At 51.3% G+C, this 24,323-nt stretch carries 22 protein-coding genes; 10 read left to right on the forward strand and 12 right to left on the reverse strand.

Annotation, left to right across the window (positions count from 1 at the left end):
* Positions 1–262 precede the first annotated feature (262 nt).
* Positions 263–718 carry a lysozyme inhibitor LprI family protein gene (locus tag JWF83_RS23035; protein ID WP_413652838.1) on the forward strand — a complete coding sequence of 152 codons (456 nt, stop codon included), beginning with the start codon at positions 263–265 and terminating at the stop codon, positions 716–718.
* Between the two features lie 120 nt (positions 719–838).
* Here JWF83_RS23035 and JWF83_RS23040 read toward each other — a convergent pair whose 3' ends face one another.
* Positions 839–1,048: a YdgH/BhsA/McbA-like domain containing protein gene (locus JWF83_RS23040; protein WP_413652839.1), complete on the reverse strand. Its 210-nt coding sequence runs from the start codon at positions 1,046–1,048 to the stop codon at positions 839–841.
* Positions 1,049–1,944: 896 nt separating this feature from the next.
* On the opposite strand from JWF83_RS23040, the gene JWF83_RS23045 reads away from it, so the two are divergent.
* Positions 1,945–4,674, forward strand: coding sequence for a hypothetical protein (locus tag JWF83_RS23045; RefSeq protein ID WP_413652840.1), 2,730 nt, complete (start codon positions 1,945–1,947; stop codon positions 4,672–4,674).
* A 284-nt stretch (positions 4,675–4,958) separates the two neighbouring features.
* On the forward strand, positions 4,959–6,332 hold the full coding sequence (locus JWF83_RS23050) for a glycoside hydrolase family 28 protein (protein ID WP_413652841.1): 1,374 nt from the start codon (positions 4,959–4,961) through the stop codon (positions 6,330–6,332).
* A gap of 72 nt (positions 6,333–6,404) precedes the next feature.
* On the opposite strand, the gene araD is transcribed toward JWF83_RS23050, so the two are convergent.
* From araD to yiaK, 8 genes are read right to left on the reverse strand one after another with little or no spacing between them, the layout of a single operon-like run.
* The gene (gene araD / locus JWF83_RS23055; RefSeq protein ID WP_413652842.1) at positions 6,405–7,100 is read right to left on the reverse strand and encodes an L-ribulose-5-phosphate 4-epimerase; all 696 of its coding nucleotides are present in this window, start codon (positions 7,098–7,100) and stop codon (positions 6,405–6,407) included.
* A complete protein-coding gene (locus JWF83_RS23060; RefSeq protein ID WP_413652843.1) occupies positions 7,094–7,954 on the reverse strand; it encodes an L-ribulose-5-phosphate 3-epimerase in 861 nt (286 codons plus the stop codon). Before JWF83_RS23060 ends, araD begins: the two co-directional genes overlap by 7 nt.
* Positions 7,954–8,610, reverse strand: coding sequence for a 3-keto-L-gulonate-6-phosphate decarboxylase UlaD (ulaD, locus tag JWF83_RS23065; protein WP_413652844.1), 657 nt, complete (start codon positions 8,608–8,610; stop codon positions 7,954–7,956). Before ulaD ends, JWF83_RS23060 begins: the two co-directional genes overlap by 1 nt.
* Positions 8,607–10,112 (reverse strand): FGGY-family carbohydrate kinase, encoded by a 1,506-nt coding sequence (locus tag JWF83_RS23070; RefSeq protein WP_413652845.1) that lies wholly within the window; start codon positions 10,110–10,112, stop codon positions 8,607–8,609. The genes ulaD and JWF83_RS23070 overlap by 4 nt, the downstream gene beginning before the upstream one ends.
* Positions 10,113–10,160: 48 nt before the next feature.
* Positions 10,161–11,483: an MFS transporter gene (locus JWF83_RS23075; RefSeq protein ID WP_413652846.1), complete on the reverse strand. Its 1,323-nt coding sequence runs from the start codon at positions 11,481–11,483 to the stop codon at positions 10,161–10,163.
* Between the two features lie 55 nt (positions 11,484–11,538).
* Entirely contained in the window at positions 11,539–12,471 is a 933-nt protein-coding gene (locus JWF83_RS23080; RefSeq protein ID WP_413652847.1) for a DUF4862 family protein, read from the reverse strand.
* A 43-nt stretch (positions 12,472–12,514) separates the two neighbouring features.
* Entirely contained in the window at positions 12,515–12,982 is a 468-nt protein-coding gene (locus JWF83_RS23085; protein ID WP_413652848.1) for a YhcH/YjgK/YiaL family protein, read from the reverse strand.
* An 11-nt stretch (positions 12,983–12,993) separates the two neighbouring features.
* Entirely contained in the window at positions 12,994–13,992 is a 999-nt protein-coding gene (yiaK, locus tag JWF83_RS23090) for a 3-dehydro-L-gulonate 2-dehydrogenase (RefSeq protein ID WP_413652849.1), read from the reverse strand.
* A 230-nt stretch (positions 13,993–14,222) separates the two neighbouring features.
* Between yiaK and yiaJ the strand changes: the two genes are divergently transcribed.
* Positions 14,223–15,038, forward strand: coding sequence for an IclR family transcriptional regulator YiaJ (gene yiaJ / locus JWF83_RS23095; RefSeq protein ID WP_413652850.1), 816 nt, complete (start codon positions 14,223–14,225; stop codon positions 15,036–15,038).
* A 79-nt stretch (positions 15,039–15,117) separates the two neighbouring features.
* Here the strand turns inward: yiaJ and JWF83_RS23100 are convergent, their stop codons facing one another.
* Positions 15,118–15,642, reverse strand: a complete 525-nt coding sequence (locus JWF83_RS23100; protein ID WP_413652851.1) for a hypothetical protein — start codon at positions 15,640–15,642, stop codon at positions 15,118–15,120.
* Between the two features lie 1,213 nt (positions 15,643–16,855).
* On the opposite strand from JWF83_RS23100, the gene JWF83_RS23105 reads away from it, so the two are divergent.
* The 3 genes from JWF83_RS23105 to JWF83_RS23115 all read left to right on the forward strand — a co-directional run bounded on the left by JWF83_RS23105 (position 16,856) and on the right by JWF83_RS23115 (position 19,531).
* Positions 16,856–17,251: a polyketide cyclase gene (locus JWF83_RS23105; RefSeq protein WP_413652852.1), complete on the forward strand. Its 396-nt coding sequence runs from the start codon at positions 16,856–16,858 to the stop codon at positions 17,249–17,251.
* A gap of 390 nt (positions 17,252–17,641) precedes the next feature.
* Complete coding sequence (locus JWF83_RS23110; protein ID WP_413652853.1) at positions 17,642–17,917, forward strand: hypothetical protein; 276 nt, start codon at positions 17,642–17,644, stop codon at positions 17,915–17,917.
* 123 nt (positions 17,918–18,040) lie between these two features.
* Positions 18,041–19,531 (forward strand): MOP flippase family protein, encoded by a 1,491-nt coding sequence (locus tag JWF83_RS23115; RefSeq protein WP_413652854.1) that lies wholly within the window; start codon positions 18,041–18,043, stop codon positions 19,529–19,531.
* Between the two features lie 66 nt (positions 19,532–19,597).
* Here the strand turns inward: JWF83_RS23115 and JWF83_RS23120 are convergent, their stop codons facing one another.
* On the reverse strand, positions 19,598–20,302 hold the full coding sequence (locus tag JWF83_RS23120) for a helix-turn-helix transcriptional regulator (protein ID WP_413652855.1): 705 nt from the start codon (positions 20,300–20,302) through the stop codon (positions 19,598–19,600).
* Between the two features lie 503 nt (positions 20,303–20,805).
* Here JWF83_RS23120 and JWF83_RS23125 point away from each other — a divergent pair.
* Positions 20,806–21,423, forward strand: coding sequence for a trimeric intracellular cation channel family protein (locus JWF83_RS23125; protein WP_413652856.1), 618 nt, complete (start codon positions 20,806–20,808; stop codon positions 21,421–21,423).
* A 14-nt stretch (positions 21,424–21,437) separates the two neighbouring features.
* On the opposite strand, the gene ligB is transcribed toward JWF83_RS23125, so the two are convergent.
* The gene (ligB, locus tag JWF83_RS23130; protein WP_413652857.1) at positions 21,438–23,114 is read right to left on the reverse strand and encodes an NAD-dependent DNA ligase LigB; all 1,677 of its coding nucleotides are present in this window, start codon (positions 23,112–23,114) and stop codon (positions 21,438–21,440) included.
* Positions 23,115–23,365: 251 nt separating this feature from the next.
* On the opposite strand from ligB, the gene gmk reads away from it, so the two are divergent.
* Together gmk and rpoZ are read left to right on the forward strand one after the other, a co-directional pair.
* Positions 23,366–23,989 (forward strand): guanylate kinase, encoded by a 624-nt coding sequence (gene gmk, locus JWF83_RS23135; protein ID WP_413652858.1) that lies wholly within the window; start codon positions 23,366–23,368, stop codon positions 23,987–23,989.
* 54 nt (positions 23,990–24,043) lie between these two features.
* Positions 24,044–24,319 (forward strand): DNA-directed RNA polymerase subunit omega, encoded by a 276-nt coding sequence (gene rpoZ / locus JWF83_RS23140; RefSeq protein ID WP_413652859.1) that lies wholly within the window; start codon positions 24,044–24,046, stop codon positions 24,317–24,319.
* Positions 24,320–24,323: the final 4 nt, after the last annotated feature.

Here is a 24,323-nt window from a genome sequence, read left to right on the forward strand (position 1 = left end):
TATTAAGCGTGAACGCTGAGATGTAAGGACATCTGCCGCATAAGTCCGTGCGGCCAATGCAAAGGAGAGCAAAATGATTCACCGACATCCGCCTTCCCCACGGGTCTTCCGCCTTTCTTCCAGTGTGGGAGCCTGCGCCGCCAGTAATCCTGACGAGGTAAAAACACTTCAGCATCTGATGATCGACGCCGGAAACCAACAGACCAAATGACATGTACTACATGAGATTTGAATCGCACAGAAAAAGAATAAGGTATCTGCAATGAGATGCTTGCTAATTACCACCATCGCCTTATCTTCACTCTTTCCTGATGCCGGATCTGCTGCTTTACATGAAGGAAAAGAAGCGAGGGACTGTTTTTTTAATAACACAGACCGTTATGCGCAAGAAGACTGCCTTTTTAAAAAAAGGCAAGAAAGCGATAAAAAAATAGATTCATTAATTTCCGAAACAAATAAAAGAATAAAAGCAAATAATCTCGCTCCCTTTAATGGTAAAGCGGATGCCAAAGAAACATCCGGAGAGGTCTATAGCCGACGATTTATGGCTGCACAGAACAAATGGAAAGAGTACCGGGATGAATTATGCCTCGCAGTGGCAACCGAACTTGACGAAGATGCTTACGATTACCAGTTATATATTGCTCAGTGCCAGATTAACCTGAATCAACGACATATTGAGGAGATTAACATGATGGATCTTCCTTCTGCATCCTGACATACCATGCCACTGGCCTGACCCTGACAAAACAAAACCGCCCTGCTATTAACAGGGCGGTCTTCATCGCATCTGACCCGGAAAAGTCGTTTTCCCGACTCTTCCGGAAGGTCGTCAGATTTATTTGGTCAGTTCAGCCGTCATATACACGCGATTATTCGCCAGCGCGCTGGTGATCTTGTAATTTGCGCCTGCTTCCTGAGCTTTGGCGGCAATAGCCGATTCAGCGGCGTCCAGGCTGCTGCCGGTGGCGCTGATGCTCTGGGCAAAACTGCCGAAAGAGGTCAGGGAGAGTGCGGCAACTACAACGAAAGTTTTGACTGATTTCATGGTTATAATCCTCAGGTATTTTTATCAGGAAAGGGCGTCTCGCCCTGATGTGATAAATAATAGACCTGTCACTCGCTGGCGAAAAGCTGAACATTTTGCTGTTATCATTCAAAATATATGAATAATAAGTGCATAAGGCCAGGTGGGAAATCCACGACCGGATTCGGCGCAACCACCACCAGCGCTAATTTTCCGATACCCCCTGAATCGGGGAAAATATGACAAGGTGACACCTGCCGCAGAACCCGCAAACTGTGCCTCGCATATATCCCGCCACCAGGCAGGGATGCATAAGAACCCGCCCACACAGCCCAACATAAAATTAATATTTCATTAACTACAAACATACAATAACACACTGTTTTTATTAATTTTTTACCGGAAAATTACATACCCACGACCCAATAACCATAGGGTTTGTAGTACATTGGCGCCGATCGCATTTTTTAGAACAAAAATTTAGTTTTATAAGCGATATGCTACCTAAAATTTGACTTTATGCCGGACAGAGTCCGACTAAGGTGGGCCTGAGTTTTAACCGTGCAGTGATCTCAGAGAACAAACAGGCGTGGTTATCACGCTGATGATGCAGGAGCCAGACGAACGCAGAGAAGCATAGTGGACATCAGCTGATACCCCCTCTCCCGGGCAGTTCGGAATCGACCATCTGACCCGTCACTCGCCGAAGCACGCGCTAAAACCGAAGAACTCAGAAAAAAGTCAGATTACTGATGATGTCTGCGGATACAAGACACGCCGCCGGCAGAAAGAAAACTCAGTCGCCCGTCCGTGGTGTAACCGCTTCACAGCAGCGGGATCGCGGTAAACAGAGGCAGATGATAAAAGATGCGAAAAACGCATATTTCCGATAATTGTTTTTTTCAGGACTACATTAAATGGTTCGCCCAGCACATTCTCAGCACGACAGATTCTCGTCCACTCAGGGTAATCAGTTGCTGTCCCAACTGCGGCTGATTTTAGCGCAGCAACTATTCATTCGCGATGTCATCGCCGAGCGCCATATCATTGGTAAGGCTCTCGCCATATGGAATGAAGGTCAGGTTCACAGGTTCCATCCGCAGGTAGCGACACTTACCGCAACCGCGGGCGCCAGTACCCGCTTGTTGCCTGCCCCCCCTGATCCGGACACAGTGGTACCGTTTTTCCTTCAACAGGACCCGGTTTACCTGGCAAAAGATGACGCTATAACCGGATTGAAAACGATCACCGTCCCGGCACCAGCCAGGGAACGTGTCCGCAACGGCGAGTCCTGTCTCACCGTTGCCCGGGCATATGGCATCGGTGAATACGCAGAGGCAATGCGCGAGCTGGAGAAAATCGCCGTCGCCGGTCTTGCCGGCAAACGCGTCAGCAACGGCGAGTCATGCCTCACTGTCGCCCGCGAACAGGGTATCCGCGAGCGCGAACAGGCGATGGACGCACTTAAACGGATTGCCGTCGCCGGGCCGGCCGGCAAACGCGTCCGCAACGGCGAGTCATGCCTGACGGTTGGCCTCGCATTTGGTATCCGCGAGCGTGAAGAAGCGATGGCCGCACTGAAAATGATTGCCGTCGCCGGTCCCGCCGGCGAACGGGTGCGCAACGGCGAATCGTGCCTGAGCGTCGCCCAGGCGTTTGGTATCCGCGAGCGCGAGCAGGCGATGCGTGAACTGGAAAATATTGCCGTCGCCGGACCCGCCGGCGAACGGGTTCGCAACGGTGAGTCATGCCTGACCGTTGGCCTGGCATCCGGTATCCGCGAGCGCGAGGACGCCATGACCGCACTGAAAATGATTGCCGTCGCCGGCCCCGCTGGCGAACGGGTGCGCAACGGCGAGTCTTGCCTCACTGTCGCGCTGGCGTTTGGCATTCGTGAGCGTGAGGAAGCCATGGCGGAACTGAAGCGTATCGCCGTGCAGGGGCCGGCCGGGGAACGGGTGCGCAACGGCGAGTCATGCCTTGCCGTGGCGCTGGCGTTTGGTATTCGCGAGCGTGAAGAGGCGATGCGCGAACTGGAAAACATTGCCGTAGAGAGCCACGCCGGCGAAAGCGTCCGCTGCGGTGAATCATGTCTTGCGGTTGGCCTGGTATCCGGTATCCGCGAACGCGAGGACGCCATGACCGCGCTGAAACACATCGCCGTCTACGGGCCGGCCGGGGAACGGGTGCGCAACGGCGAGTCATGCCTGACGGTTGGCCTCGCATCCGGCATCCGCGAACGCGAGGACGCGATGACCGAACTGAAGCGCATCGCCGTACAGGGGCCGGCCGGGGAACGGGTGCGCAACGGTGAGTCATGCCTGACGGTCGCCCAGGCATTTGGCATCCGCGAAAGCGAACAGGCGATGCGTGAACTGGAGAGAATTGCCGTCGCCGGACCCGCCGGGGAACGTGTCCGCAACGGCGAATCCTGTATTGCTGTTGGTCTCGCCTGCGGCATCCGCGAGCGTGAGGAGGCGATGACCGAACTGAAGCGCATCGCCGTTCGCGGGCATGCTGGAGCGCGCGTCCATAACGGTGAGTCCTGTCTCACCGTCGCTGGCGAACAGGGTATTCGCGAACATGAGGAAGTTATGGCCGAACTGAAGCGCATCGCCGTCCGCGGCCGCGCCGGAGAACGTGTCCGCAACGGTGAATCATGCCTCACCGTCGCCCAGGCGTTTGGCATTCGTGAACGTGAACAGGCGATGTGCGAGCTGGAGATGATTGCCGTCGCCGGGCCCGCCGGGGAACGCGTCCGCAGCGGCGAGTCCTGTCTCACCGTCGCCCGCGAACAGGGTATCCGCGAGCGTGAGGAGGCCATGGCGGAGCTGAAGCGAATCGCTGTGCAGGGGCCTGCCGGGGAACGCGTCAACCAGGGTGAGTCATGCCTGACGGTCGCGCAGGCGTTTGGCTTTCGCGAGTATGATGAAGCGATGGCAGAGCTGAAGCGCATCGCCGTGCGGGGGCCGGCCGGAGCACGGGTGCGCAATGGTGAATCGTGCCTCACCGTCGCCCAGGCGTTTGGCATCCGCGAACGCGAGCAGGCGATGCGCGAACTGGAGAAAATTGCCGTCGCCGGCCCCGCCGGTGAACGGGTGCGCAACGGTGAATCCTGTGTTGCGGTTGGCCTCGCCTGCGGTATCCGCGAGCGTGAGGACGCCATGACCGAACTGAAGCGCATCGCCGTCCGCGGTCCGGCCGCTGAGCGCGTGCGCAACGGCGAGTCCTGTCTCACCGTCGCCCGCATGCACGGCATCCGCGAGCGCGAAGACGCGATGCGCGAACTGAAACGCATCGCCGCACGCGGACCCGCAGGCGAACGCGTGCGCAACGGTGAATCGTGCCTGACGGTCGCCGGGGCGTTTGGCATCCGCGAATATGAGGAAGCCATGCGCGAGCTGAAGAGGATTGCCGTCGCCGGACCGGCCGGGGAACGCGTGCGCAACGGCGAGTCATACCTTGCAGTGGCGCAGGCGTTTGGTATCCATGAACGTGAGGAAGGTATGGCTGAGCTGCAGCGGATTGCTGCCGGCCGGGCGACCGTAAGCGCACCGATCAATAGCCCTTTTATCTTCACCAGGGATATCAATCCGCCCGTTGACGGGCTGGATTCAGCGAAAGCGAGGCAGCGGGTTAATGGCTAATATGCCTGTCTGGACGAAACGGGTCCCGTCCAGACAGAAATACCCCCCGGGACGATTACTGAGAAGCTCTTTTAGCTCTAAGGGGACGACTTTAACGAAAAAGAACACCGTTAACGGGATAATGACTTGTTGCAATAGCCACTCATTCTTTGGGCATTCGCCTGAAATTTGCTGGTCATGATCACCGGTCATCCAGAACTGTGATCATGATAGTTCTTCTCATGCGCTGAACTCCGTAAATTAATGAAACAGTGTTTCATTAATTTACGGAGCAAAGAATTAACATGTTTACTCGCCTTACCTTACCTGCTATCGCCTCCTGCCTGTTCGCCAGCATTGGGGGCGTTTCTGCCGCCACTGCAACCCAGTTCCCGGCTAAAGTCTGCGATGTCACCCAATATGGTGCTGAAGGTCATCGTTTACAAATTGCGTTAAATACAGATTCATTCCAGCAAGCGATTAATGATTGTGCTGCTGCCGGGGGCGGAACTGTACAGGTTCCTGCGGGTAATTATCTGGTTAATCCGTTATTTTTGAAGAGTAATATTCGCCTTAACCTGGCTAAAAATGCAACCATCGTCGCGTCCAGTGAAGTGAGTGCATATCGGGCAAGTCAGGAAAGCCGATATGCCGAAGCAGAAAATGGCTGGCTACCCTTTATCAGTATCGCCGATGCCAGCAATGTCGCCATTACCGGTGAAGGCACAATTGATGGCCAGGGGGCGGTGTGGTGGGAAAGATGGCGGGAAAATATCCGGGCCACAGGAAAAAAGGCAGGGACCGACCGTCCACGCCTGATCTATATCACCCGGGCTAACAATATTCTGGTGGACGGTATTCACCTGACTAACTCACCCAGCTTTCACATCGTGATGCGTGATGCCAGCAATGTGGATGTGAATAACACCAGAATCACCTCTCCATGGCATGCGCCAAATACCGATGCTATTGACCCGATTGACAGCCGGAATATCAGAATCACCAATAACTACATTGACTGCAACGATGACCATATCGCGATTAAAGCGGAAAAACCCTCTCCCCGCTATCCTGATGGCACAGCAGACAATATCTATATAGCTAATAATAAACTATTGCAGGGACGGGGTATCTCTATCGGCAGTGAAACCTCCGGCGGCGTCAATAATGTGTTGGTGGAAAATAACCAGTTTATCGGTTCCATGTATGGCATCCGGATAAAATCCCCCCGTGGAAAAGGCGGAGAAGTGAAGAACATCATCTATCGCAATATAACCATGGTTGATGTCGATGTTCCGCTGGTTTTTTCTGGCTACTATCAGGCCGCCCCCATCGTACAGGCTGAAGTGGATAAAATGGTGGCTGAAGGAGGATTTACTCTGGGTGAGCAAATCTACCCGCCTGACAGTGATGCCAGACAACCATTTGATAGCGTGAAAACCCCGCACTTCAGCAATATTACCGTATCAAATCTGACCTCAACCGGTAACAGTAAAGCGGCAGCCTTTATTATTGGTGTGCCGGAAGCACCACTGAGTGGTTTTACTTTTGAAAATGTTCGTATTGATGCCCAACAGGGTATCCGTATACGTAATGCACAATTAAAAACCAGTGGCTTAACACTTCATATCGATCAGGGGCAGACAATGATCCTCGATCGGGGAGCCATGATTGATTAATCATCCGCCATCTGCGGCAGAAAACACATAATGCCCTGTTTCCAGGGCATTTTTAGCAGGGCGCCTGCCGGGCTATTGTCCGTAATAGGCATGCGCACCGTGCTTACGCAGGTAGTGTTTATCCAGCAGCTCTTGCTGCATCAACGGCAACTGTGGCGCCAGCTGGCGCGAGAACAGCCCCATATAAGCGCACTCTTCCAGAACCACCGCGTTATGTACCGCATCAGCGGCGTTTTTTCCCCACGCAAACGGACCATGTGAATGCACCAGCACCGCCGGGATCTGCATCGGGTCCAGGTCACGCTCCGCGAAGGTTTTGATAATCACTTCACCAGTCTGGTACTCGTAATCGCCATTGATTTCAGCCAGCGTCATCAGGCGCGTACACGGAATAGCGCCATAAAAATAATCGGCATGAGTGGTGCCCCAGGCGGGCAGGTCCAGCCCGGCCTGCGACCAGATGGTGGCATGGCGTGAATGCGTATGCACAATACCGCCGATATCAGAGTAGTGGCGATAGAGCGCCAGGTGCGTCGCGGTATCGGATGACGGTTTCTTGCTGCCTTCCACTACCTTGCCGGTAGCCAGATCCACCACCACCATATCGTCAGCGGTCATTACCCCGTATTCCACACCGGAAGGTTTAATCACCATTAACCCGAGGTCTCTCGCCACCGCACTGACATTCCCCCAGGTAAAGGTCACCAGTTGGTGTGCCGGCAGTGCCAGGTTTGCCGCCAATACCTCAGCTTTAAGTTGTTCTAACATACCAATCCTCCTTCCTGCATACGTGCTTCAATCCAGCGTCGGGCCTGGATGATTTCCAGCACCGGCTCCTTGGCTTTTTCAGTCCACATCTCAATAAGAAATGCACCACGATAGTTCAGTTGTTGCAGCGTGCGGAACACACCCGTAAAGTCCACACAACCCTCGCCAAACGGCACATCACGGAACTGCCCGGGACTTTGCTCGGTAACCCGTTGCGTATCTTTCAGATGAATGGCAGCGATGCGGTCAATACCCAGCGCTAATTCAGCGGGCACATCATTGCCCCAGGCGCTCAGGTTGCCGACATCGGGATAAACGCTGAACCAGGGTGAAGAGAGCATCTGATCCCACTTTTTCCACTTGCTGATGGAGTTCATAAACGCGGTGTCCATAATCTCCACCGCCAGCATCACCTGCGCCGCCGCCGCCTGTTCCACGGCCCAGGCCAGTCCTGCCGCAAAACGTTGCTGCGTACCCGCGTCATGGGCTTCGTAATAGACATCGTAACCAGCAAGCTGAATGGTGCGGATCCCCAGATCTCTGGCCAGTCGGATCGCTTTGGTCATGATGTCGCCCGCACGAGTACGCACCGCTTCGTCACGGCTACCGAACGGAAAACGCCGATGGGCAGACAGACACATCGAAGGGATCGACACGCCGGTTTCCAGCATCGCGCTGACCAGAGAAGCGCGTTGTGCGGTCGTCCACTCCAGACGCGACAAACGCTCGTCGCTCTCATCAACCGACATCTCGACAAAATCAAACCCGCAGCTCTTCGCCAGAACCAGACGCTCCGGCCAGCTAAGATCTTTTGATAACGCTTTCTCGTAAATCCCCAGTGGATGACGCCGCATTATTTGTCTCCCCAGATATCACGTATTTGCGCATGAAACTCAGCCGCCACCTGCTGTGGCCGATCCGCGTCAGTCAGCGCGCGTCCGGCGATAAAGGCTTTAACATTGATCTGTTTAAACAGCGGTAAATCCGCAGGCGTGATACCGCCGGTGATGGAGAGTGCAAGACCGATATCTGACAGGGTTTTCATCCGTGCCAGATCCGCATCGCCCCACTGCTGGCCGCTGGCCTGGGCATCGCGCCCGCGATGGTAAATGGCCTGACGAACCCCGGTGTGGTACCAGGCACGGGCATCATCGAAGGTCCAGTTACCGAATAACTCCATCTGGATTTCACCGCCACAGGCCCTTGCCACCTGATGACCTTTCTCCACCGTAGCCAGCGGTGCCGCGCAGATAATCGTCATCCAGTTAGCACCGGCATTGAATGCCTGCTGTGCCAGCGTTTCGCCGGCATCCGCCACTTTCCAGTCGGCGACAAGGATTTTTTCCGGGCACTGCGCCCGTAATGCCTTAATGGCGTTCAGCCCCTCCGCCAGACAAAGAATGGTGCCGGCTTCGACAATATCCACATGGTCCTGTAAGCGCGCGACATCACGTTGCGCTGCGGCAAGGCTGGTGTGGTCGAGCGCCAGTTGCAGTAATGGTCGGCTCATACGTTTTGCTCCTTAATTTGGGCGTGAAACCCCTGTAATGCTGCAATCAATAACTGGTAGCGTTGGTATTTACGCTGGTAAGCGGCGTGGGCCGTCATATCCGGAGTGAGTGTGCGCATCTGGTGTTTAATCACCTGCTGTGCCTGACGGAAGTCCCGGTAGATGCCGGTACCGACCAGAGCGGCAAGCGCCGCGCCTGAACAGCCGGTTTCCTCAACCTGTGGGAGTTCGATGGCAATGCCGCTGACGTCCGCCAGCATCTGCATCCAGACCTCAGACTGTGTCGGACCACCGGTCACGCGCAGCGCATCGACATCGGTAAAGCGCTCCAGCATGCGTGTCAGGTGGGTCATATGGCTGAATACCACCCCCTCATAAACCGCCTGCAACAGATGAGCGCGGGTATGCAACGCCTGCATACCATAAAAACCCGCCGTCATATCCAGCCCGGCATTGCTGCCATAGAGAAACGGCAGGAAAAAGAGATCGCTTCCCGCTTTGGGTAAACTGGCAACCAGTTGATTAATCTCTGTAAACGAGATATTTCCCCACTGCGTGGTCAGCCATTCAAGGTTGCCGGAGGAGGTCGGACTGGCTTCATGGACAATGTACTGCCCGTCATTGACATAACGGCCATAGACATAGGGATGGGGTTCGTTTTTACGGATACCGTGCGCAATACCACTGGTCACCGCCCAGGTGCCCATTACCGCATTAAGGGTGTGCTCGTCATGCAGCCCGGCACAGATCGCGGTCGAAACCACATCAAACAACCCCCCGACTACCGGAGTGCCCGCCGCAAGACCGGTAAGGGCGGCTGCCTGAGCGGTGATTTCCCCGCAAATCGTTGCTGAACCTACGATCGGCGGTAAGGCATCATCAATTTCACTGATATCCAGCCAGTGAGTAAGTTGCGGGTCATACTGGCCGCTGGTCATGTTGTAGAGGTTAGATTCAGAGATATTGCTCTCTTCACACCCCTTCACCCCAGTCAGGCACCAACGCAGGTAATCGTGCGCCATCATCACGCAGCCAATACGCTGATAACGCGCGGGTTCGTTCTCTTTAACCCAGCGTAAAAGTGATGCCGGGTGTCCGGTCCACAGTGTCTGGCGGGTATGTGGGTAGAGCTTTTCCGGGATACCATCCTGCTGCCAGCGCCGCACAATATCCAGCGCGCGCCGGTCAGAGGAGAGCATCGCATTGCCCAGCGGGGTATCTTTTTTGTCGAGTAAAAACAACCCTTTACCCTGAGCGGAAATCCCCACACCCTGCACCTGACAGCCGCTTACCCCGGCGCGGTCTAACAGCCGGGCGATGGTGTCGGCGCAGTGACGCCAGAGAGAGGACATATCACGTTCGGCATAGCCTGGCTGCGGACTGAGTGTGTGCAACGACTGCCGTTCAATGCAGTACTCTTCGCCCTGGCGGTTATATAACCCGGCTTTCAGATAAGTACCGCCACAATCGATACCTAACCAGAAGGTCTCTTTTTCACTCATCTTCATGCCTCTTAATGCTGACGCGCCCCGCAGGGCGCGATTTAGCGCTCAGGCTGCGTGTTTACGTGCGCTGAGGTTATTATTTACCGGAGCAGTACCCGCATCGCATTTCGCGGGCAGCAACAGAGCGAGCAGGGCCGCCAGCGCCAGTGAAATCGCCAGGCAATACACCCCTGCATCCTTGCTGTAGAGGGTAATCAGCACGCCTACCGCGTAGGGGCCGCAAAAGCCACCCAGATTGCCGAGTGCATTAATCACACCTCGTGCGCCGCCAGCCATTTCGGCACTGAACAGGCGTGCCGGGATCGTCCAGAACACTCCGGCGGCGGATTGCAGAAAGAATCCGCAGCCAACCAGCGCGGCATAGGACAACCAGATATGCTCTTTCAGCTGCACAGACAGGAACATGCTCAGCGCAAAGCCAATCAGCGGCAGAGCGACAAACAGCTTGCGCTTGCCGGTACGGTCAGAGAGGGAGGAGATCAGGAACATTCCGGCGATAGCGCCGATATAGGGCAGAATTGCCAGCATCCCGACCTGACCCATACTGGTATGGGTCAATTCTTTGAGGATAGTGGGCAGCCACAGGGTATAGCCATAGATCCCGGTCTGATAGAAGAAGTTCAGGGCGATTAATTGCCAGATAGTTTTGTCAGCAAGTACTGCGCTCAGTGAGGCATTTTTTACCGCCTTTCCGGCTATCTCTTGCTGTTCCGCGGCCAGCGTATCAATCAGCCAGTTCTTTTCAGCATCACTTATCCAGCGCGCTTCCTGCGGCCGGTCATAAATGGTCTGCGTCCACAGCACCAGGACGGCGACTGACAGCAGGCCCTCAATAATAAACAGCCAGCGCCAGTCCAGAGCGGTAATAAGCCAGCCGGAAAGCGGAGCGGTAATGATGCCGGCAATCGGCACAAACATGATAACAATCGCATTGGCGCGCCCCCGTTCGGCATCCGGGAACCAGTTACTGATCATCGTCAGCACCACCGGTAACATACCGCCCTCAGCAACCCCCAGTAAAAAACGTAATATCAACAGCTGGTACTGATTAGTGATAAAACCCGTCAGGACCGAAATAATTACCCATGCTACCAGCGACCAGCCAATGAATTTTTTGCCACTACCATGCACCGCAATTTTACCGCCGGGCACCTGTAAGAAGAGATAACCGATAAAGAAGATCCCCCCCGCCAGGCCAGCCATAGTTGCCGAGATACCTAATTCCGTATCCATACCACCCGGCATAGCGAACGCAATATTCACGCGATCCATATAAGAAATAATGCAGGTTATAAGAATGGGGGGAATTATTCTTAACCAGCGCTGGCGCGGAATATCCGCACTTACAGAGTTAGAGGAAGTATGCATAATTATCTTCTCTTTAAATAGGAAACGGGTCTTTTATTAAAGGTAAGCGTTATTTTTATTGTGTTGCCCTGGTCATCGCCGCAATACCATCATGTAATATGGCAATACGCTGGCTGACATCGGCGTTGGCATCAATTTCCAGCAGTTTGATACCTGAAAAAGTTAATGTTTTAGCATCAGCCACATTAAATAATGCCTGGGCATGATCGATGGTTAATAAGCTTTCCGCGCAGAACGGAGAAAAAGGAGCATGAAGATCCTGCCATTCGCCGTAAGGACCATGCTGCGTGGTGCCGGAAAACATCAGCGCACTGAGTTTTCCCGCCCGCTTTGCCGCCAGCGTATGGGTCAACGGAAGCGTTGTATTACGGCCTTCAATGGCGGATCGCGCCCAGTTAATACACAGATTAATATCGTACCCGGCCAGCACCGCCAGCACCTGATCCAGCGGTAAAAAACCTTTGCGCGCCGCCGGAGAGGTCATCGCGTCGCAGTGTTCAAGCACCAGCTCACAGCTCCAGTCCCATGCCGCAATCTCTTTGACCGAGCGGGCAAAAGCATCCGTCGCCTGCTCTACGGAGGGGTTACCTGCCAGCGGTGCAGCCTGCAGTTCAAGCGCAATTACTTTGCCGGGCTGGCGGGTATTCACCGCACTAATTTTGTTATGCAAATGACGGTAATACTCAACGCATGCGCGGCGCTGGCTTTCATCGCTGGAAGCGAGGCCAAAGCCCGGATGTTGCCCGCGGCGACGCATCGTCTCCATAATGGCGGTGACCACAATTTGCCATTCACCAGGGGTGTGGCGTAAAAACCATTCATCACCGTAGGGATGCAAATCTTCCAGGCAGGGTTGCTCCAGGCCACGAATTTGTGGTGTATCAGAGAGTAATCGCCAAAAATCCTTCTCTTCCTGTTCACTTTTTTGGTGAAACGAGGGTGCACAGGGGTACGCACCGATAATATAACCGGCGTTATTCGTTTTCATTTTGTGCTCCTGTTATTTATCGCATAGATAAATAAACATCAGATTAGTTCAGTTCGCTAATCGCCACTTTGACAACAATCTTCCGGATAGGGTGTTCCTTTATTTTATTACATGCCGGCCGGTGGACATCCTGCGGGAAAAATATGGCATAACTGCCGGGCGTCATTTCAATAACGGATTCGTTTTCCATTTGCTGGAAAAAAATAATATCGCGTTCTTCCAGTAACGATTCGCTAATAACATTTCTCCCGGTATCTATCGCTACACCGATTTTCTCTTCGCCCCAGGCGAGGAATTGAATATCCAGATAACGGCGATGGACTTCCGGGCGATTCTGCTGCCGTGGCCGGGTTGTGAGATCGAGTATCTGAGCAAATATTTTACGTCCGTCTATTTCGACTACGCCAGGTTCAAGCTGGCGAAAATCGGTGGTACGCAAAAAATCGAGCGCTTTTTCAATCGCTGCCGGTAATCTGCAAGGGGCAGGTTGAGAAATATGGCCAAAAATCATCACTCCACTCCTTACAAGGCCTGAATTTTGGCCCAGACACTGTCATCAATGGTGATGCCATTGCGGCGGTTCTCTTCCAGCAGACGCTTAAATTCATGGCCAGGTAAACGAACTGCCACCTGTTCATCAGAACGTTCCGCTGTGGTGACAAAATCCATAATGCGCTGTAGTTTGGCATCACGCGTGGCGCCATCGATCAGTTTGTCCACTTCAATGGCGATGAAAATCTGTGAAACACCATATTCATCGCTATTATCCTGGGTGACTTCCGCCACCGACGCGCCGTCTGACAGCAGCGTAGCGATCATATCCAGCACGATTGAGAGACCAGAACCTTTCCAGTAACCCATTGGCAAAATACGACGATTCTTCTCGATAACCCCCGGCTCTTTGGTCAGGTTACCCCGATCATCAAAACCACCATCAACCGGAAGCTCGCGGCCAGCAAGGCGATTCACTTCCAGCATGCCGTAAGAGAACATCGACATCGACATATCCACCATGGTGATCGGGTCGCCAGGAATCGCCACAATCAGCGGGTTGGTGCCAATGCGGCACTCTTTTGCCCCCCACGGCGGCATCACGGCGATGGAGTTGGTCCAGCAAATCCCAATATAGCCTCTCTCCGCCGCCTGCCAGCCATAGCTGCCACCACGCATCCAGTGGTTAGCGTTACGCAATGCCACCAGACCAATACCATGGTCCGACGCCAGTTCAATGGCCCGGTCCATCATCTTTTTCGCCGTCAGGTTACCGATTGAACGCTGTGCATCCCACTGCTCGATCGCACCCAGAGTGGTAACCCGTTTCGGCTGCGCCTCCGGAATGATGTCGCCCGCATCCAGCTGCTGAATAAAGCGGGGAAAGCGGTTTACGCCATGGGAATAGACGCCGGATTCCGTGGTGCGGGCAAACATCTCCGCACAGGCGCTGGCGGTTTCTCCTTTCACGCCGCGCGACAGCAACACACGATTAAAAGCCTCTTTTAACTGCTCGAAAGTCACTTTCATCCCTGTTCTCCTGTTCATTTTTTGAGGACTACCTGAGTGCTTTTTTCTCACTAAATTTCACTATGCGAAATCTGATTTCAAATATAGCGATCAATTTTTAACAAAGCAACGGGATCTCATTTTTTCAAAAACGATTAAAATCAAATAATTACAAATTTTCTGTCGAGATCGTGAACTGAGACACACTTTGCGCTACCATCAGAACGCGACGAAAAGGAGGAAACAGTCCAATGAGCATGAAAGAGAGCGAGATGACGCAAGATAAAGAGAGGCCCGCAGGCAGCCAGAGCTTGTTTCGCGGTTTAATGCTGATTGAAATCCTCAGTAATTACCCGAATGGCTGCCCGCTGGCCTATTTATCCGAGCTGGCGGGATTGAACAAAAGTACCGTGCACCGCTTGCTGCAGGGGCTGCAATCTTGCGGGTATGTCACCCCGGCTCCTGCGGCGGGTAGTTATCGCTTAACGACCAAATTTATTGCTGTCGGGCAAAAAGCATTATCGTCACTGAATATCATTCATGTTGCGGCTCCGCATCTGGAGACGCTCAACATCGTCACCGGCGAAACGGTGAACTTCTCCAGCCGTGAAGATGATCACGCCATTCTGATCTACAAGCTGGAACCAACCACCGGGATGCTGCGCACTCGCGCCTATATCGGTCAGCATATGCCGCTCTATTGTTCCGCAATGGGCAAGATCTATATGGCATACGGGCAGCAGGAGTTTGTCGAAAGCTACTGGGAAAGCCACCAGAGCGAGATTCAATCACTGACCCGTAATACCATCGTAGAGTTAGCTGAAATGTATAATGAACTGTCGCAGATCCGCGAAAGCAGCATGGCGAGGGACAAAGAAGAGAACGAACTGGGAGTGTCATGTATTGCCGTACCGGTATTTGATATTCACCACCGGGTGCCTTATGCGATTTCTATCTCACTCTCCACCTCCCGCCTGAAGCAGATCGGTGAAAAAAACCTGCTGAAACCGTTACGCGAAACAGCACAGGCGATTTCCAGTGAACTGGGGTTTAAGGTACGCGACTGATATGGATAGAGAAGGCCAGCCACTCGCCCTGTCTGAGGACGGAGTGGCTGGAAAAGCGAAAACCGAAGGTAATATGGCTTTAGCCGAAGCTATTGAGATAAAAAGAGTAACTTTTCGATAGCGTAACAAACATGATGTCGTCTTTAATACCGTATTTTTTCTTTAAAAAATGCTTAGTGTTGGTGACGGTTTTCTCATGTATCTCAAGAAAACTCGACATCATTTCCACACTCCAGTTCTTATAATATAAAAATAAAAACAGCATTTCAGTTTTAGAAAGCGTAACTTCCTGCAATAAAAGTAGCGTTTTCTTTACCAGATTCGATAAAAACTGGTAGATAGCGGTCAATGACGTATTCAGACTTATAAGAATAATACGGCTACCAATATTAATCGGTGTATGTGACTGGTGGGTAAAAATGACGATAATGCCATTTTTATCTTCCAGTGACTCACTAACAACGTCTTCCAGACGCTCATAGTACTGATCGGTAAAGAAAATTCTTTTTTTAAACCCGCGTTTTTTTTCGTTATAACTTAATGATGAAAAGATTGAAGTAAGAGATAACTTAAGCAAATTATCATTAGAATAGATGCTATACATTCTCACGCCCCGAACTAATTAATTTCATTATCCCTAATTATTAACATGTCTGACCGGGAGGTAAACCTTCTCATTAATAACGATTGCACCATTTTTTATCAAATTTATAACATGCAGGACACTAACCCCCTGAATTCTTGCATAGAGAGCTATATCACCATTATATTTTTTTTAATATACAATTCCAAATCCACCGTCATCAGTCCTTAACTCCGCATCTCTTTGTTTTTCCTTTTGAACACGACCTTTTTTTCTGCTGTTTTTCTGATGTGCTTAAAGAAGCAGAAAAGAACCAGCAAAAACATCACTATGACTAATGATAACAAAATTGATGGTTGCATTTTGGTTACCCTGCTGTGAATCGCGAGTGAGAATATATTTAACACGCTAATATTTATCAAGCCCTGGCGAAAGCGGTTAATGTGCAAAACTGTGTAAATAGGAATAACCTTATTTTTCACATTAACAAATCTTTATAATGAAAGGAGGTGGAGCGAAGGGAGATTAAAAAAACACCTTATTTTTCATCAGGTAAAACAATAAAACCTTAAACCACAACGCTTAAATCATTAGTTTTTTTATGTAAAGTTACAGTGAATTTATTATTTCAATACATATACAAGATTTAACAATAGGGCGATAAAGCAGCTATAAAACACCTGATGTTAATTATATAAAAACCTTAAAATCACCATAAGCACAGCATAAATTATCATCTTAAATCATAAAAGCAAAATATTACCATATACAATAGGTTAAAAATCAGACTACCAGACTATTATCTACAGTTTAATGTAAAGGTTTTTCACTTATTAATGATGATTCAAGTCCGCCATGCAACGCAATGGGGCATTGTCTGAAGTTAGCCCACTAACGATTCAACAGATGCCTGATCCACAACCATCACGCCACTGTTAGCATCCGGTCACCGGCAACAAAACGCGTATCAACTGGCGGCCCACGGGTTCGGGCAGCAACACTGCTTCATCGTAAGTTATCGGCTTCCGGCGACGGGACTTGAGCAATAAGGCAAAATTTTATCGGCGGGGCGACCACCATCCCTGGTCGCAAGGTCTGAAAGCGGCCTAATATTGACAGGTCAGCGGTAAAAATCTGCGCCAGCTCACTACTCATTGCTAAATCTGCCAATCCCGTTTCCTTATGTCACGCTTCAATGGTTAAATCGCTTTTTTGGCGTATTTCAGGAGGTAACATGCTGCCATCACGTACTATCAGCCTGGCTATCCCGCGTAACTGGCTGGATCTCTATGAAACCATCTGGAAGCCTGAGTTCTTCCCCAAATGGGCTTCCGGCCTCAGCCATGCGCCACTGGTAGCCGAAGGCAACGGGTGGAAGGCAAAAGGACCAGAAGGCCCGGTAAAAATCCGCTTCACCGGGCACAACGCTCTGGGCGTAATGGATCATTATATTGATAACGGTTTTGGCAAAGAGGTCTATGTGCCAATGCGGGTGATAGCCAATCAGGAAGGTGCGGAGGTCGTGATCACCGTCTTTCGTCAGCCTTTGATGTCGGATGAGAAGTTTGCTCATGATGTCGCATGGGTAACACGCGATTTACAGGCGCTCTATGCATTGATGACCTCCTGATATTACGGTCATCCGCAGGCAGCCGCCAGAACAGGTCTGCCAGTTAATCCCCTCCGGTTGCGGACCTACTTTCACGGCCTTATTGTCTTATTAAGGCCAGGTTTTATTTTAGTCATATCCACTACCGGCTGAAGCAAGAGACTATTCCCCCGGCCAGCATAATCATTGATGATCTAAATGAACTGAAAAACCGGCCTTTTATGCTGCCGGGCTGAAGAAAGAAATAACACCACCATTTCTAATCAGGAAATAACCCGGTTAACTTCTGTCAATTACTGGCCCTGGCATTAAAAATATCAGAGTTTCCTTATGGTGTGCATTTAAATAAAAGGGGGTATAACTCATTTTGCACACAGCATTCCCCAAATATAAATTCCAGGACTGACCGAAATGGAAAAAAACTCAGTACACCATTTTCCTGAAAAAGCACTTGCTGAATTAACCGAAAAAAAATCATTAGCAGAACTGCCGACGACTCATCAACGCTTAAAGTCGATAATGCTGCTTGCTCCGGCTTCCGGCCCCCCTGTCGCTACCGATGTTATATGCTATCCGCAAGAGTTTAATATTAACACCGGCAACAGGATGGTAGATATTATTCAACTCTGGCGGCCAGAACATGAACTACCGGGATATAGAGCAATTAACCGACCTGTTGCCTGCTGACAGCCGGATTTTATTTAGCACAGCAGGAAATTAATTATTATCTGAATATAATAAGAAACCTCACACACCAATAGAGTGAAATTACACTCCTGAACGTTGGCGTCATGCCATTAGGAGCATGATATGAATCTAAAAGAAAGAACCGCTAGCGGCACAAAATGGCTGGCGCTATCATCAATAGCGACTATTAGCATCAGCATTCTGCAGTTAACCCTGTTAGCAAGACTTATTGAACCAAAAGAGTTCGGTTTGCTTACGATTGCATTAATGATATTAATTCTGGTCGAGACTTATTCTGACTTCGGTTTGTCGAACATTATTATCCAGAGCAAAAAAATTAGCGAAACAGAACTTTCCACACTCTACTGGATAAATAATTTTATCAGCATCGGTATTTTCGTTCTTCTGTTCTTTGGTAGCGATGCGATAGCCCGGCTGCTGCATCAGCCGGAGCTGTCGATCATCATTGAAACCCTTTCGGTAGCTTTTATTATCATGCCGCAAGGGCAGCAATGCCGGGCCTTATTACAAAAAGAGATGGCATTCACGCACATCAGTATTGTCGAAATTAGCGCAGCGCTGGTCGGCTTTCTGGTAACGATGGTATGCGCATGGTTTAAACCGGTTGCGCTCTGTGCTATCTGGGGATTTCTGTCTGCTGTTTCCCTGCGCATGCTGATGTTCTGCTGGTTTGGTCGTGATATTTACCAGCCCACAGCGGTTTTCCAGCCTGATGGTGTGAAATCCAGACTGCGCTACGGTGGTTTTTTGACTGCCGATAAATTATTGGGTCAGATTAGTATCCATCTGCCGACCATCATTTTATCACGTGCTTTCGGGGCGGTGATAACCGGTGGCTATAATCTGGCTCTCAACATGGCGGTGATAGCACCCGCGCGGGTTAACCCGATCCTTACGCGCGTACTGCTTCCGGCGCTCGCACGAATTCAGGATGATCAACCGCGCCTGCGCCAGAATTTCTACAAGATACTGGCGGTGACTGGGCTGATTAATTTCGCGGTACTGCTGGAGCTGATGTCGGTTGCGAATAACTTCGTCATTGTTATGTTCGGCGCAAAGTGGCTGTTTATTACCCCGGTACTGCAAATTTTATGTGTGGCTGGCCTGCTGCAAACCATCAGTAAACCCGCAAACACTTTAGCGATGGCAACCGCCCTGGTGGATGCCAGCGCTACATTAAATATGCTGCGGCTGTTAATCTCCATTCCTGTACTCTGGCTTGGCATAGTGTCTGACGGTATTATCGGAGCAGCATTCGGCTTCCTGGCCATACAAGTGCTGTTTTGCGTGCTTAATTACTTCTATCTGCTGCAGCCAATATTGGGCAAAAGTGGTAAGCAGTATCTGTATAGCCTGTGGACGCCGTTGAAACTGACGTTACCCATCTATGCTGTCAGCTATCTGACCGGTTTTTTATTTGATCAGCTGATGCCGCAAACGACGCTCCTTGCTTTGCAGATCGTCAGCGGCGCAGTGGCATTTATTCTGATGATATCAACCAGCAGGGAAGCGGTAATTACCGAGGCGAAGTCAATGCTGTTTCGCAGAATCAAACTGCACAACGAAATCAATAAGGGGAATCAGGTATTATAACAATGCAGTCTGCTGATGGAACTTCTAATGTTACATTTAGCGTGTCAAATTAACGACACGCTTTTTTTATATTTTCCAGGTAAGCGTCGGCATACTGTGTTGAGCATGCAACTCCTCCATGCCTTTATCTTTGCGTTGATGGCGTAACATGGTAACGATCATTCTTAATTCATCAATCACCGCATAGAGATCGGCAATATCCTGCCTGCTGTGGACCTGCAGGCGCGATAAGGCATTCAGCTTATGCGCATAGACCGTTTTTGCCGTGATACCCAACCGATGCGCAATCTGCCCGGCACTGTAAGACCATGAGAGCATCAATAACACCTTAAGTTGCCTGTCGGGTAACATCACATCAGCATCACTTCTCTTTAACAGCTGGCTACGTACCCCCATCAATTCGGCAGTGATTATCCACGATAGCTCTGCCAGCGGCGTCTTCAGCGAAGCAACGTTGATGGAAGTTAAATACTCTCTGAGCGCACTAAACACCGGCATCAATTTGCTGGTGATAACCAGCTGGCGGATATCAGGATAGTTTTGCTGGTGCATGTAGATACTGTGCAGAATACCGCTGAGCACCATGTTCTCATGAAATAAGTAAACCACCAGTTTGGGTCGATATTTTTCACAATAGAAAGCAAGGTCATGCATGGTACTCGCTTCAAGCGCGCTCAGGCTTACAGGTAAACGCTGCAAGATCTGGTTCAGACCTGTCGCCGCCAGGACATCGGAAGAGAAAAAAATGATGTCATATTTTTGGTTTTTCATATGCGCTGTTAATACCCGCGTATCGTCCTGATTAAACTAAAGATAAAAAGAGCCACTTCTCCAGCGGCTCCTAATGAAATTATTAATGATAAGATATTAATAATTAGGTAATTATGTTTCTCACCTTCTACGGATGATAAATACTGCAGCCGTGTGGTATATAATTAACGCGACACTTTTCAACAGAATCTAAATGGGTGATGAGATATTTTATAATTTTGTGTACCCAGCCATAGTCAGCCAGCAGGTTGCGTATTACTCTGCTTCCACTTCTCACGCACAGCCCTTCCACCTGCCAGTCGGCTATAACGGCAGGCATTAAGAACAACCTGATAAAATAATAGATAATTCAGGGTGACCAACATACAACTCATTGTTATTTATAATGTAATAACCATAATGACATTATTTTATCTAATCTTAATTGATTAGCCTTAGAAAATTTCAGTCGTCTGAGCGGCATAAAGCACTTAGTCTTGCCGGCGGTTTTTCAGGAGTTAACCATGTTACTTACCGTTCTCTATATCATTGGTATTACCGCAGAAGCGATGACCGGAGCCCTGGCGGCAGGACGCCGCAAAATGGATATGTTTGGCGTCATCATTATCGCTTCGGTTACCGCTATCGGTGGCGGATCGGTACGCGATATGCTGCTGGGTCATTACCCGCTTGGGTGGGTGAAACATCCCGAATACATCATTATTGTCGCCGCCGCTGCGGTCGTCACAACGCTGGTGGCGCCGCTGATGACTCACTTGCGTAAAGTCTTTCTGGTTCTGGATGCCTTAGGCCTGGTGGTATTCTCCATTATCGGCGCCAAAGTGGCGCTGGATATGGGGCATGCCTCAATTATTGCCGCCATCAGTGCGGTGATCACCGGCGTTTTTGGCGGGGTACTGCGCGATATGTTTTGTAACCGCATTCCTTTAGTGTTCCAGAAAGAGCTTTATGCCGGTATCGCCTTCGCTTCCAGCTGGATTTATATCCTGTTGCTGAAAACGCCCTTGTCCCATGAAGTGATTATTATCATTACCCTGCTGACTGGCTTTGTTGCCAGATTACTGGCACTGCGTTTTAAACTGGGTCTGCCAATCTTTAATTATCCTCACCCTGAACACTGATCGCCGGGCCGGGTTCAGGGCATCTTCAGTTGCTGCTGCAGAAAGGTAATCAGTTGTTTGACCTGTTCATCACGCAGAAATTGCGTGATGCGCGTCGCCAGCGCTTCGCCAATGCCGGGAAGCGTTTGCCAGCTCTTTTCATCACGCGCCATGAGCTGCTGCCAGTCGCTATCCGGCAAGGCATCCAGCGCCGCCAGCGGCACCGGTACGCCCAGCGCTGTTACCCAGCGTTTAAAAGGTTGCTGACGGCTCAGCTGGAAGTGATGCCAGAGCTGCTGCGCTTTTGCCGCACTGATATCCGGTAACGTCTGCAACTGTTGCGGGGTAAAATTCAGCCAGGAAAACAGGTGGCTGAAATCATCCATTTGCAGAAGTCGCTGCCAGTTGCGCCGCTGAATGCCCGCCATATCCAGTACGGGCTTCTGACTCAGCCAGCTCAGACGCGCCAGAAACTGCTCACGACACGCCGGCGTCATACTGAAACAACTGAGGTAATGGTACTGATGTGCGGCGGGCGCCAGCGGAACCGTGCGTTGTTTTACCCGCCAGACCACCCGTTCAAAACGCGGCACTCCCTGACCCGCCAGACTGATCGCCACCTGATCCCCCGGCACAATGTTCGCTTCCTGCCAGCGCCGCAGCGAACCAAGGCTCACCCGCCGGACAACTTTGTCATCCAGCTGTACCGGCACCAGATTGAGTACCACCGCAATTTTACCGGTGCGGCCAATCGGAAAATCGACCGACAGGACTTCACTGCTGACCAGCGGCGGCGTAAATTTCCATGCTGCAACCTCAGTACTCTGCCCTGGCAACCAGTACTTCCCCGCCGGGCGCTGCTCACGCTGCATCACCACGCCATCGGTGACAAACGGCAGCGGCTGGTGGAACCAGCGCTCACGCCAGTACGCCACCTCTTCTACCGCCTTCACCGCTTGCGTCCAGTGAGCTGAAACACCAAAGCCAAAGGCGGTTAACTGGCTTAATCGCTGCGACATCGACGCCGGACCATCCGGCCATGCCCAGATAAAAATGCCCAGCGTTTCCAGTAATGGCGAGTGATGATGGCGCATTAGCGCCCCGGCAACCTGCGCACGCGCATTGGCGCCGCCCATGGTTGCCTGCTGATGACCGGTCATCGGCAAATAGAGCTCCCCCTGAAGTACCACCCGATCAAGGTCGGTGGCAATCTGTTGCGGCACCGCCCTGATTTGGCGCACTTTATCCAGCCAGTCATTACCCCGCAGTCCATTACCACGACTAATGGCTTCACTCAGTTGACCATGCTGATAGACCAGCGTTACCGCCACACCATCGACCTTTGGCTGTAGCCAGAGAGGCGCTTTACCCTGCATCCAGTTTGCCACGGCTTGCCTGTCCGCCAGTTTTTTTACGCCGGTATGCGCCACCGGATGAGGGAGATTTCCCGCTCCGCTTTGCGGCTCACGCGGCCCGGCAGCCGGCTGGAAACAGCGCTGCCACTGCTGTAGCCGCTGGTGCAGGCTATCATATAGCGTATCTTCGATCGGGCTTTCTCCCTGTTGGTAATAGGCCTGATCCCATTGGTTTAATTGCGTTTGCAGTTGCTTAATCTCTTCGTTGGCGGTTGCCGGTGTCCAGACCGGACAGATCGCCTGCCCGCTGGCGCAATACAGCAATGCCAGGATAACCAGCCAGCGCATCCCTGCCATGTTTAATCCCTCTGTTAGCCTGCGGTCAGTTAATGCCGACCCGGCAGCAAACACCAGCGGCAAGCTGAAAGTCCGGAAAGCCGCGTCAGAAGTTTTACTGCAACGATGAAAACGGCGAAAAAATCTGCGTAATCGGTTCCCTTAATAAAGAAAAAGCGCAGCGGAAAGGCGCAAACGCTGCATGGCGGGCTGAAGCTGTGTATACTGTGCAGGAAACAGACTCCGCACTTTAAGACACTTCAAGAATAATCATGGCTCAAGGCACGCTTTTTATTGTTTCCGCCCCAAGTGGCGCGGGTAAATCCAGTCTGATTCAGGCACTGTTGAAAACGCAGCCGCTGTACGATACGCAGGTGTCCATTTCACATACCACGCGTAATGTCCGGCCGGGTGAGCATCACGGTGAGCACTACTACTTCGTTTCTAAAGCAGAGTTTGAAACGATGATTCAGGAAGATGCTTTCCTTGAGCATGCTGAAGTTTTTGGTAATTATTACGGCACATCCCGCAAGGCCATAGAGCAGATACTGTCTACCGGCGTGGATGTCTTCCTCGATATCGACTGGCAAGGCGCCCAGCAGATCCGTCAGAGGATGCCGCAGGCGCGCAGTATTTTCGTGCTGCCGCCGTCGAAAGATGAACTCGATCGCCGTTTACGCGGTCGCGGGCAGGACAGCGAAGAGGTAATCGCGAAGCGTATGGCGCAAGCCGTCGCGGAAATGAGCCATTACGCCGAGTACGACTATTTAATTGTGAATGATGATTTTGATCTGGCACTTTCAGACCTGAAAACCATTATTCGCGCAGAACGTCTGCGCATGGGCCGTCAAAAAGCCCGGCATGATGCTTTAATCAGCAAACTATTGGCAGACTGAAGACACTTTCAGTATGATGCCGAGTCATTTCGTCACCCGTGGAGTATCACATTTATGGCACGCGTAACCGTACAGGACGCAGTAGAGAAAATTGGCAACCGCTTTGACCTGGTTCTGGTCGCTGCTCGTCGCGCACGTCAGATGCAGGTTGGCGGTAAAGATGCACTGGTTCCCGAAGAAAACGATAAAGCTACCGTTATCGCTCTTCGTGAAATCGAAGAAGGCCTGATCACTAACCAGATTCTGGATGTGCGTGATCGTCAGGAACAGCAAGAGCAGGAAGCCGCTGAATTACAGGCAGTCACCGCTATCGCTGAAGGTCGTCGTTAATTAG

It is taken from the genome of Pantoea sp. B65 (genome assembly GCF_047308185.1).
GTDB lineage: Bacteria > Pseudomonadota > Gammaproteobacteria > Enterobacterales > Enterobacteriaceae > Erwinia.